At 41.6% G+C, this 11,316-nt stretch carries 12 protein-coding genes and 1 pseudogene; 9 read left to right on the top strand and 4 right to left on the bottom strand.

The annotated features are described in order from the left end of the window. Window positions 1–57: 57 nt before the first annotated feature. The 3 genes from ACFE93_RS09240 to ACFE93_RS09230 all read left to right on the top strand — a co-directional run bounded on the left by ACFE93_RS09240 (window position 58) and on the right by ACFE93_RS09230 (window position 2,315). Window positions 58–1,239, top strand: coding sequence for a GNAT family N-acetyltransferase (locus tag ACFE93_RS09240; RefSeq protein ID WP_375473018.1), 1,182 nt, complete (start codon window positions 58–60; stop codon window positions 1,237–1,239). Between the two features lie 61 nt (window positions 1,240–1,300). Continuing rightward, window positions 1,301–1,792, top strand: a complete 492-nt coding sequence (locus ACFE93_RS09235; RefSeq protein WP_375473017.1) for a pentapeptide repeat-containing protein — start codon at window positions 1,301–1,303, stop codon at window positions 1,790–1,792. Between the two features lie 139 nt (window positions 1,793–1,931). Beyond that, complete coding sequence (locus ACFE93_RS09230; protein ID WP_375473016.1) at window positions 1,932–2,315, top strand: DUF4346 domain-containing protein; 384 nt, start codon at window positions 1,932–1,934, stop codon at window positions 2,313–2,315. 52 nt (window positions 2,316–2,367) lie between these two features. Here ACFE93_RS09230 and psb32 read toward each other — a convergent pair whose 3' ends face one another. Further along, window positions 2,368–3,105, bottom strand: a complete 738-nt coding sequence (gene psb32 / locus ACFE93_RS09225; protein WP_375473015.1) for a photosystem II repair protein Psb32 — start codon at window positions 3,103–3,105, stop codon at window positions 2,368–2,370. 832 nt (window positions 3,106–3,937) lie between these two features. Here psb32 and surE point away from each other — a divergent pair. Together surE and ACFE93_RS09215 are read left to right on the top strand one after the other, a co-directional pair. Then, window positions 3,938–4,618: a 5'/3'-nucleotidase SurE gene (gene surE, locus ACFE93_RS09220; protein WP_375473014.1), complete on the top strand. Its 681-nt coding sequence runs from the start codon at window positions 3,938–3,940 to the stop codon at window positions 4,616–4,618. Window positions 4,619–4,814: 196 nt separating this feature from the next. Then, on the top strand, window positions 4,815–5,438 hold the full coding sequence (locus tag ACFE93_RS09215) for a hypothetical protein (RefSeq protein WP_375473013.1): 624 nt from the start codon (window positions 4,815–4,817) through the stop codon (window positions 5,436–5,438). A gap of 37 nt (window positions 5,439–5,475) precedes the next feature. Here the strand turns inward: ACFE93_RS09215 and ACFE93_RS09210 are convergent, their stop codons facing one another. Then, window positions 5,476–7,062, bottom strand: a complete 1,587-nt coding sequence (locus ACFE93_RS09210) for an NCS2 family permease (protein WP_375473012.1) — start codon at window positions 7,060–7,062, stop codon at window positions 5,476–5,478. Window positions 7,063–7,773: 711 nt separating this feature from the next. On the opposite strand from ACFE93_RS09210, the gene ACFE93_RS09205 reads away from it, so the two are divergent. From ACFE93_RS09205 to ACFE93_RS09195, 3 genes and pseudogenes are all read left to right on the top strand, one after another. Continuing rightward, window positions 7,774–9,012, top strand: coding sequence for a tetratricopeptide repeat protein (locus ACFE93_RS09205; RefSeq protein WP_375473011.1), 1,239 nt, complete (start codon window positions 7,774–7,776; stop codon window positions 9,010–9,012). Further along, a complete protein-coding gene (locus ACFE93_RS09200) occupies window positions 9,012–9,245 on the top strand; it encodes a hypothetical protein (RefSeq protein ID WP_375473010.1) in 234 nt (77 codons plus the stop codon). Before ACFE93_RS09205 ends, ACFE93_RS09200 begins: the two co-directional genes overlap by 1 nt. Before the next feature lie 100 nt (window positions 9,246–9,345). Then, window positions 9,346–9,444 (top strand): annotated as a pseudogene (locus tag ACFE93_RS09195) (IS1 family transposase); the annotation flags it as partial. On the opposite strand, the gene ACFE93_RS09190 reads toward ACFE93_RS09195, so the two are convergent. Then, a complete protein-coding gene (locus ACFE93_RS09190) occupies window positions 9,416–9,556 on the bottom strand; it encodes a hypothetical protein (protein ID WP_375473023.1) in 141 nt (46 codons plus the stop codon). The pseudogene ACFE93_RS09195 and the gene ACFE93_RS09190 overlap by 29 nt on opposite strands. A 21-nt stretch (window positions 9,557–9,577) precedes the next feature. On the opposite strand from ACFE93_RS09190, the gene ACFE93_RS09185 reads away from it, so the two are divergent. Next, window positions 9,578–10,255 (top strand): class I SAM-dependent methyltransferase, encoded by a 678-nt coding sequence (locus ACFE93_RS09185; RefSeq protein ID WP_375473022.1) that lies wholly within the window; start codon window positions 9,578–9,580, stop codon window positions 10,253–10,255. 376 nt (window positions 10,256–10,631) lie between these two features. On the opposite strand, the gene ACFE93_RS09180 is transcribed toward ACFE93_RS09185, so the two are convergent. Continuing rightward, window positions 10,632–11,129, bottom strand: a complete 498-nt coding sequence (locus tag ACFE93_RS09180; protein ID WP_375473009.1) for a hypothetical protein — start codon at window positions 11,127–11,129, stop codon at window positions 10,632–10,634. Window positions 11,130–11,316 lie beyond the last annotated feature (187 nt).

Below are 11,316 nucleotides of genomic sequence, written 5' to 3'. Positions count from 1 at the left end.
GTCCCCCTAGTCCCCTTGCCTCCCTAGTCCCCACTCCCTACTCCTTACTTCCCTAAGATGGTGGAACAACTTAAGCCTCGCTATTCTGTCGTTTGGACGAACAAAATCGCTGAAGTACCTCAAAATGCCTGGAATGCTTTGGCAATGCCACTCAAAACGCCATTTTTAGAATGGGAGTGGCTGAATAATCTCGAAACTTCCCAGAGTGTTACGGCTAAAACTGGTTGGTTGCCAAATCACTTGACACTGTGGCGAAATAAAACGCTGATTGCGGCGGCGCCACTTTATCTTAAAGGACATAGTTCTGGTGAATTTATTTTCGATCACCAATGGGCAGAGTTAGCCGATCGCATCGGAGTTCAATATTACCCAAAATTGCTGGGAATGACACCATTCACCCCAGCAGAAGGTTATCGGTTTTTAATCGCCCCAGGAGAAGATGAGGATGAAATCACAGCGCTGATGGTGCATGAAATTGATACTTTTTGCTCCAAAAATCGGATTTCTGGGTGTCATTTTCTCTACGTCGATCCCCAATGGCGTCCGATGTTAGAACGGCATGGCTTTACAACTTGGCTGCACCACAGTTATATCTGGGAAAATGCTGGCTTTAAAACTTTTGATGATTACTTGAAGGTGTTTAACGCCAATCAGCGCCGCAATATCAAGCGGGAACGCAAAGCTGTGGAAAAAGCAGGTTTACGATTGCAACCACTAGCTGGCGATCAAATTCCTCAGTCTTTGTTTCCCTTGATGCACCAATTCTATGCTGACACCTGTGATAAGTTTGGCTGGTGGGGTAGTAAGTATCTCACACGGAGGTTTTTTGAGCAGTTACACACCGATTATCGCCATCGAGTCTTGTTTGTTGCTGCATATAGCGAAGAAGATAACTCTCATCCTTTAGGAATGTCCTTTTGTTTATTTAAAGGTGACAAACTCTATGGACGCTATTGGGGGAGTTTTCAAGAAATAGATTGCTTACATTTTGATGCTTGTTATTATGCGCCGATTGAGTGGGCGATCGCTAATGGCATCCAAATTTTTGACCCTGGCGCGGGTGGGCGACACAAAAAACGGCGCGGTTTCCCCGCTATGCCTAATCACAGTTTGCATCGCTTTTACAATAATCGTTTAGGACAAATTATCCGTCCCTATATTAAGGAAGTGAATCAACTCGAACAGCAGCAGATTGAGGCAATTAATGCAGAGTTGCCATTTAGTGAGAAAAATGTTTGAGGAAAAGGAACTACTTTCGTAACATCACTGCGTAAGTCCTAATAAGTTCAGGAAAATATTTATGTTACGTTATGTGAATCGTGATGAGTTGATTAGAAGATATGCTGCTGGGGAAAAAAACTTTTCTGGAGTCAACTTGGACGTAGATTTGTCGGTGATTGACCTGAGTGGCACTGACTTGACTGGGAATAATATGGAGGAGTTCTATCTTGCTAGTGCTATTTTGAAGGCAGTTAGTTTAGTTAATGCCAAATTGTTTGAAGCCTGTCTGAATAGTGCCGATTTGACCGAAGCCGATCTTAGAGGAGCAGACTTGCGACGTGCTAGCATCAATGTTGCTAACTTGACTAATACAGACTTGAGAGGAGCGAGATTTCACAACACTAGCTTCCATAAGGCTGATTTAATCGGGGCTAACTTGAGCGGAACTGATTTGGGGGGATGCGACTTCTGGGAAGCTAACTTGACTGGAGCCAATTTGGAAGGATCTAGTCTGCGTCGCATTACTTTTCGTAACACCATCATGCCAGATGGCACTATTCGGAATAGTTGAGTCTAATTCTCTAATTTTCTTTTAAGTAAAAGGGATCAAAAATATCTGAAAGATATCAAGAAGACTAAGGAGGATAGGAATTACACTTGATATAGAGTGTAAAAACCCTGAAAAAAGAAAATTTCTTTTTATAATGCTTATGGATTTAATAGTTGAAGATTTAGCCGCAATTGATGATAAACTTTCCCAGCGTCATATTGACCTCGATCCTGGTGGATATTTCATTATTTACTTAGATCGAGACGCAGGGTTAATTTATGCCAAGCATTTTACAAATGTGATTGACGATCGCGGTTTAGCTGTCGATCCTGAAACGGGAAAGGTTATTCCGGCGCGAGAAAAGGTAGAACGAACTCATACAACAGTTTTTAGCGCCAGAACGGCGAAAGAACTTTGCGTGAAAATTTTTGAAGAAACTCAGCCCTGTCCTGTAACTCAATTAGATCATGCAGCTTATTTAGGTCGAGAATTTGTCCGGGCTGAGGTAGCTTTAGTTACAGGGCAAGACTATGTTCAAGATTAAAGTTAGGAGTTAAGAGTTAGAAATTCATAACTCCTAACTCCTAACTCTGCCATTACCCATTAGAAGAGGGCTGATTTATCTGATAGATATAGTAAGTTGCCATTGGGATAACGGTGGCAGCAATTAACAATCCTACTACCCAAGCAGTAGCGTTACCTTGGTTGGTTTCTTCTGCTTTCTTGAAAGTGCCTCCAACCTGCACATTGTCAGTTATTTGGGGTGGCCCTGGATCGGTTTTGCCAGAGAGAACGGCGACAAGGCGATCGCTTGCATCGAGAAATGCCTGATTGTATTTGTCACCATTGCGTAATGGCACGCTTACTGTTTCAGTAGCTATACTCTCGGCAATAGAGTCAGTAAGCATTGGCTTGACTTTATCTCCAGTAATAATGGCCGTACCGTTGGTAACGGTATCAAGAACCAATAAGGTTTGATTAGCTTGGGCTGCTTTTGTCGGAAACCATTTTTCAAACAGTTCTTTAGAAAAGCTTTCTGGTGTTTCACCGTAGTCGAGGCGGCGAACAGTAACAATTCTTACTTCCTTATCTGTTTGTTTTGCCAAATCCTCAAAAGCGCTGCTAATCTTGCCTTCATTCAGACGGCTGATAACTTCACCTCGATCCAAAACCCATGTGTCATTCCCTGCTGTCAGGCTGGGTATTTGATACACACCTGTGGCTAAAGCAGGTGTAGCAAACAGCGAGGCTGCGAAAATAACCGTCAGCAAAGGTAGAATTAGCCGGATGAGGTGTTTTTGACTGCTAAAAACTTGTTTGAGGAGCTGTTTCATCGTGTGATCCCTAAGACAGACTTGCACCAAAAATACTACAGAACTACTGCAAAAATCACCTCGTTCCCGATTTTCTTCAGTGTAAAATTTCTGATATTCCCAGCAAATATGTATATTGTACGGGATTTTTGATTACACAAACTTGTTCTGAAAGCGGTTGCAAGCATTAACCTAACGCTAACCTTCTTATTATTCAGTAGTGCTGAGTGCCCAGTATTACCCCATAGTTAAAACTAAGGGATTGATACAAAGACATATTTTTTGTTGACGATGATGGCTTGTCTGCGACACGCTGCGCGTAGCTTGCTTCTCCATAGGAGTACGCCAAAGGCGAACGGAACTTTGCTTTTAGGGGCGCGACTATCTTATATGCTGAGTGCAATTAATTTTACTTTTTACTCTAAGCCGAGTTACTCAGCACTCAGCACTATTTGGGTGACAAGAAATACCGCCCATTTTGGGAATTAACCCAAATGCTTAGGGCGGAATTTGCAAACCATCTAGAAATCATATCGCATGATTTATATTTTGGTTTAGCAACGCCATATTTTTTCATATCTGCGAGTAGCTTTTCCTGCCGTAGTGATTACGATATCTGAGTGAAAAAGAATGTAAAGATGTTATACTGCTACGTCTTTACAAAGGTTCTGGACTATGCATATTTAATTTATATACAGCAGATTTCACGTAGGTGAGGTAGACAAAGATTCGTCTGTTACCCAGGTATAAAGCGTGTTTTGACTCCTGTATTCTAAATTCTGCTCTAAATGTCTATGTGATAGTTGATATCTGCATTTTTCTGATACCTTAGCTAAATCAATATCATATATACATGACTATACTTTTAACTAACGACGATGGCATTGATGCCCCCGGTATCCAAGCGCTGCTCAAAGCTGTAAATGGCAAAAATTCTATTATCGCTGCTCCTGCCGATCATCAGTCTGGCTGTGGACATCAAGTTACTACTACTCGTGCTATCAACCTCCAGCGACGCTCTGAGACTGAATATGCGATCGCAGGTACTCCTGCTGATTGTGTGAGAATTGCCATAACACAAATTTCCGCAGATGTCAAATTTGTACTTTCAGGTATCAACGCTGGGGGAAATTTAGGAGTCGATGTCTACATTTCTGGCACAGTGGCCGCCGTGCGGGAAGCTGCGATGCATGGTATTCCTGGAGTTGCCATTTCCCAGTATCGCAAAGCCAAGCAGAATTTTAATTGGGATCTGGCTGCCAAATTCGCAGCTGAAGTTTTAGCGGATTTACTCAAGCGTCCCTTAGAACCAGGAAGCTTTTGGAATGTGAATCTACCGCATCTGCAACCAGGAGAACCAGATCCTGAAGTAGTATTTTGCCAAGCCTGTACCAAACCTTTACCTGTGAACTATCGAATTGAAGGCAATGATTTTTATTATGTAGGAGAATATGGCAAACGCGATCGCACTCCTGGTAGCGATGTAGATGTATGTTTTTCTGGCAATATCGCCGTCACTCAGTTAAGAGTTTGACATCACCCATCAGTTACGAGTTAACTGTTTGGGCTATTACAAATTACAAATTATTTGAATATTGAGGAGAAGCTTGTAGGGCTATTAATTAATCTTATGGCTATTATTGGTGCGATCGCGATCAAATTTTTCAAGGATTTGAAATCTGGTAAAGTTTCAGTGGTACTGAATACTAATTTCAAAAAAGGAGAAATATATGCAGTTTCTCAAAACTGTTCTTGTTGCTCTCGTATTAATGGTGAACCTGCTAATTGCTCAACCTTCTTGGGCAGGTAAGGATTTCACTAAGGGGGCTGACTATGCTGAGGTAACTCAGGCGCTCAATCAACTTCTAACTGTAAAGGATACACCTGAGCAAGCTGGTTATACACCTGAGCAATTCCAGCAGCGACTGGCACAATTGCAGTTTCAGAAATATGTCATAGAAACAGCTAGAAAACGGGCACAGTGTCGTAATGAAACTGGAAAGACTTTGGCTGTCTATGCCAATAAACCAAAAAAATCTCCAACCCAACTCTACTTTCTGGGTGCAGGAACAATCACGGATGATGATTGGGATTGCGATGGCATTTACTTACCCGCAGGTTCTCAAGTGATTCTAGGCCCAAACGCTCAACCACAAGAACTGACTCAACCTATCGCCGTTAAGTTTGTCGATGGTACACAATCTCTTGCTAGAACTAATCCAGCCACTGGTGCAATTGAATTGAATGTTGAACCTGCCAAAGTATTCAAGGCGGGTGAGAGTAGCTGGTTGCTCCTGACTTATTCCCAAGCAGATATCGATACGCAAATTCCCACCCCACAACTTATTGACTAATCTCATCTAGATAATTCAACTTTTATGTGGTAAGGCATCAAGCCTTACGCCTTTCTTGCCAATCGACATAGAAAAAGAGAATTGCGAGCATTATATAGCCAATAGCCCAAGGCGTACCAGTTCCCCAGCCGAAATTAACAACTGTATCTGCAACAGTCCAACGATAACTGTGCATCAACCCAACCCAAGAAATAACAGCAGCGACTATAGACCAATAGGCAGCTTGGCGAAACTTGCGCTCAATAATATAAACTGTGATGCCAGCTAAAATCATGGCAGAAAAAATAAACCCTTGCTCAAGAGCAAAAGCCCCATCAATATACGTGTCGCTTAACTTAAACTGCTCAATCAAGGTTGGTGTCAAAGGTTTTTCCGGCGTGCCCAAGCCTGCTGCGCGAAGTGCATTTTTCGCAATTAGCGCACCCCAACCAGCAATGCCGGGTAATAGACCAACAACCACAGCAGGTGCATGGTGTGACGGAGTGGCTGTAAAGCTTTGAGCGACAATCACAATCCCAATCCACAACACAATTGCCATTCCAGCTTCAATTGGCACAAAGTAAGCCAGCATTGCCACAGTTCCACTTAGGCAAAGCAAGCTCATAATTATACCATTGAGTATAGAGTAACCAACTCTTGCTCCCATAGCTTTCCAGCCAGGATGACCAATATAAATAGTAGTCGGGAAACAGGAACCACAAATAGCAGCAACCAATGTACCAATACCATTTACCCTCAGACAGGGAGCCACAGGATAAGTATCACCCGCAGCTGAGGCACTTTCTAAATTCTGGAGACTGCCAACAAGATTAAATAACCCCATTGGTAGAATGATGCTGAAATATTCGACCAAGACTGAACGACTCCTCCACAATTCTCCCAGCCACAAAGAAGGGAGATAAAGTCTAATTGGTTGCAGGGTAGCGATAAACTTGGCATGATCCCAACTAGCTAAACCTGTTCCCCAAGCAAGGGCAATTCCCAACAGAACTGCCAACAAGCCGCCAGGTATGGCAAATCGCACTCGCCCAAAATAAGTCAGCAGAATTACACCAAGAGGCACCAAGCCGACTACGGGATTGGCATAAGTACGAAATAGAAAACCAATGGCAATAAAAGTGATTGCAATACCACCCAAAGTAGAAAGCAATGCTGCACGGGGGGCGAGGCGGCGGAGTGCTTCTCCTCCCCAAGCCCCAACAAATTCTATCAAACCAGAACCAAAGCAAGCCACTAATCCTGCTTGCCAAGCTAATTCAGCAGCTTGTTCGCCAGATGCACCACTAGAAATTGCCGCCAATTTTACGGGCAGCATCACCAGAAAAATATAAGCAAAAAGGCTGACGGTGTTAATCCCATAAGGCAAAGCAGTAATATCGTCCCTCTGCTCACCTTTGCCTTGCTCTTTGGCTAGCCTTGCGTAATAGAAATTACCAACAATCAAACTGATTGCAACTCCTGGCAAAATCCGCCCATAAACTAACTCAGCAGGAAAGCCAAGCACTCCTTGGCACAAATTCACAATCAATAAAATTTGAATAAAATTATCAAGCGCCAGCCCAAATAAACCATCAATGTCTCTGCGAACGAACCAACGCGGTACTCTGGTTGTAGCGATTTCCATTATTTTACTTTTAGCTTTGCCAATTGTCTGGCAATGGTCTTGCCGCTTTTAGAATACCAGCAATAGTATTACAGGTGATAAGCTTTCACACCCGATGCCGTTGCTGTTGTGAGGTGTAGGTAGTTGACTGCGGTTAAGATTGTGCTTTCTTAATATTGTGACAACAGAGCTAGAGCAATATAAAGCCATTGTTGAGAAGTGGCATAATTTTAACTGCGATCGCTGGAGCTATCATCACCGCTATCTTGATTTTCCAAATAACTAATACTATTTCACTTTCAGGTTGATACAAATAGGCAGCAGGAGAGCAAGGGAAAAGAGCTTAAGCTCTTAAGTTAAGTCGATAAAAAAAACACAACTATGTTAAGAAAGATAAACGGGGCTAAAACCCTCTTCCCTCCTTCTTTGTGCCGACGTTCGCGGACTTGCTACCGCTGCGCTATCCTGCCTCATTCCAACTATAAATATTTACGCCGTTCTACGTTACCAGGATAGTTTCTGAGTATAAATGTAACTTTTTATTTTTCTTTTCCGAATAGATAATAAAAAATGAAAATATTAAATTGGGTTATTAATAAGTTCAGTCGATACAAGAGTTGAGGGTTACTCCTTGTGTGCTAAATTTGGGTGGTTTTTAGCACTACAAAGAGTGGAAGTGTTCTTGTTGCACCTCGATCGTATTCAAAATAAATATGTATTTAGTGTTTTCCAGTGTTAAATAAAGTAATTCAACTTTATGAAGAAGAACTTGCTGTTTTAGAAAAATCTACAAAGGTATCAGAAGAACAAATTCTGCGGGTTCTCACTCAGCGCGATCGCGTTCATAAATTCTTACGCGATACTAGTGATATTTCAGAGCATATCCTCATAAAATTGTTTTTTTTAGATACTCGCTTAAAGAAACAAGCGAATAAAATTAACCAACAGATACAACTAGCTGACTGGCGTGCAAGTTTGGAAGTACCAACAACATTTTGGTGGTGGTTTTTGCAAGATGAAAACCATCGCTTAGACCAATTTGACTGGCTGTGGAATGCACTGACAATCGCTTCATTGACCGCATCTGTAAGTTTAGTTGTGGATATTTCCACTCGTTTTTTAAGTGGAGGTACAAGTCTGATAAGTTCTTTTGCTATTATTTCTCAAAGTGTCTTAACATTGCTTACGGCTGGTGGTGTACTAACTCAAGCAGGACGCATAGGAGTAGAAAAGTTGCTGTTGAGTGTGGGAATTAAAACCGATCTGTGGCAAGAAACCAAACTAGGAATATCAGCACTACTTTTATTCAGCTTAATTATTTTTAAAGTTTCTCTTCCCAAAATTGCTGAAAAATATAATCAACAGGCTTTAATAGACTATGAGACTCAGAACTGGGATAATGCCATTTCTAACTATCAAAAATCAATTAATCTTGATGCAGATAATGCTAAAGCCCACAGACAGTTAGGACTTATTTATGAACAGTTACAAGATTTAGATAAAGCACAAAGTGAGTATAGATTAGCCGCGCAGGGAAATTTATTGATTGCATATAGTGACCTAGCAAGGTTGTACCTCCTCCAGAACAAACCAGCCGAAGCAGTTTCTTTACTTTACGTAGTACAGACTCAAGCAAAAGCAGATCAAAAATTAACCGTAGAAGATAATTTTTTGCTCTACAACTTGCATAAAAATCTAGGATGGGCGAGGTTTCAGCAACAACGCTATGCAGAGGCGCAAGAAGAACTCGAAAAAGCGATCGCTTTTCATAAAAAACTCCCATCAGTTAATAATTATAAGAAAAATGGTGCTGCTTATTGTTTACTCGCTCAGGTTTTCGAGAACTTAAAAAATTTGGAAAAAGCAAACATACAGTGGGAATTATGTATAGCTAATGGCAATAATCGCCTACCTGAAGTAGATGGATGGAAAGCTATAGCTCGTCAACGTTTAAAACTAGGAGCAAGATAATGTCTGCCAAAATTACAAAAATTACAGGTAGCGTAGAAATCAAAGACCCAAATCAAAAGAGTCAGTCAGTACCAGTAAAAATAGGTACAATAGTCAATGATGGACAATTGCTGATAATAGGAAAAAATAGCAGTATCGAATTTACTTGTGGTAATGGAATAGCAGGAAGCAAAACTACAGCAGGATCTTATGGTTTACACGATATCTGTCCAAACAGCCCTCCAGATCGGTAATAATATTTTTGGGGCATAATTGAAGTATGAATTCAAGCGTAGGCGTAGCCCGTCGTAGACATCGCTATGCAATGTCCAAGGTGTGCATCAACTAATATTCAGAGTAGAAGGTGAAAATAGCCGATTAAGGCATTATCTTGCTCGTCTACATCGTAAAACTTTCTGTTACTCTAAAACCGAATAAATACTGAAAATTTAAATTTTTTTGGTAATATATTATCTAAAGTACGGTTCAGTGGCGCTGCGGGCACTGGGCGATCGGCAAGCTTGAGGCGATCGCTTGATTCACACTTCCATTCAGCAACGCCCAATTGTTATTAATGTCAGTTTTTATGTTTGAACAGCAACCTGAAGATTTACAATTTTATGTTAAACAGTTAGCTACCGAAGCTTTACAAAAATCAGAACCATCGGCATGGTTTGAAGTGTTATATACCGAAGCTAAAGGTGATACAGCAAAAATTCCTTGGGCAAAGTTAGCTCCTCACCCTTATCTACAAGATTGGTTGACAAATCATCAACCGTTCGCTTCTGGGCAAAAGGCGCTAGTCATTGGTTGTGGTTTGGGAGATGATGCCGAAGCTTTAGCCGATCAAGGGTTTGAAGTAACTGCCTTTGATATTTCACCGACAGCGATCGCTTGGTGTAAGCAGCGATTTCCAGATTCGACTGTCAACTATGTAGTTGCAGATTTGTTAGCGATTCCTCCACAATGGCATCAAGCTTTTGATTTTGTTTTTGAATGTCGTAATATTCAAGCTTTACCGTTAAATGTGCGTTCTTGGGTTATTTCTTCAGTTACTTCTGTTGTTGCTCTCGGTGGCGCAGTTTTGCTGATTACTCGTGTTCGAGATACAGAAGCTGAACCCTCTGGCCCACCTTGGCCATTATCAGACTCAGAATTAGCACAGTTTGAAAGTTTGGGATTACAGCAAGTAGAAAAACTTGAGTTTTTAGAATCTGAGTTTGACGTTAAGCAAGTGCGGATTGAATATCAAAGGCATAAATAATTCTTTGACAGGTGTATTGCCTTTGAGTTCTCTTGGATAATCTACTGGTTTGTAACTCCCAGTGATAACCTTGGAAAACAACCGCGCCTGTTGCGGAAATTTGGTTATCCACCAAAAAAGCAAGGGAAGGCAATGGTGACAGTGCTGCAACAGGTATTGTTATGCAGAGATCCGTAAACTACGCTCTTGAGTTTTCCGATCTTCGAGACGCTACTCGCGTTGGCTTGAAAGCCGCTGTCAATGCGATCGCTTGTCTTTGAAAACTAAGGGCGATCGCATTTCAGATATACTCTCGAATTTTTCCCTGATTACTTCCGAGTGTGAATACAAAGTATCCTTCAGCCCAGAAACTTTCTTTAACGAAATTCCCCACCCCCTACCATCTTCGATGGTGACCCCATCCGTGGAACCCTCCTCCAAATCCGAAGTGGAACCCTCTTCCAAATCCAAAGTTGATGCCATAAGTAGGATAGGGCGACCCATAGATGGGATAAGGGTTGTAGATGTAAACAGGAGAAGGCGCTACGGTGTAACCATCATCATTACAAATCTGAGTAGTATGTTGCACAATTGTTCTAGGTACAACATTCTCTTGCCCAGCATAAGGTAGATTCAAATAACCATCCTGAAAACCACGAGCGAACTCACCTCCCACAGTCCGAGGTTTATAAGCTTCTCTGTTCCGAGCGCTTTGTTGTCCTTCTCGAAAACCATTTGTATAAGCATTGGGGTGGTCAGCCGCCGATTTGAGTACCCTATTGTCAGTAACAGGATGACAGTAAACAACCCTATCAGCTTTAGCAGCTTGGGGAAAAAGTAAAGATGTTGAGCCAGCGATTAAGGTGAATAAAGTAGCAACAACTATTTTCTTCACAGCTTTTAACCTCATTTATGCTTAATGCTCTAAGCCCTTTAACTTTAATTATAAAACCTGAATTATCAGGTGACATGAGCCAAAAATCATAAATTCCCTGTCAACACCCCTGCCTTTAGGCTAGGGGATTCTAGCCTAAAGTTTTAGGAATACTACGGCGCAATAGTTTATTTATTCTCCGGCGAGT

Origin of the sequence: uncultured Nostoc sp., assembly GCF_964247315.1 — a bacterium.
Lineage (GTDB): Bacteria > Cyanobacteriota > Cyanobacteriia > Cyanobacteriales > Nostocaceae > Nostoc.
The sequence above is the reverse complement of the archived record's forward strand: the minus strand, read 5'-3'. Positions and strand labels throughout refer to the sequence as shown.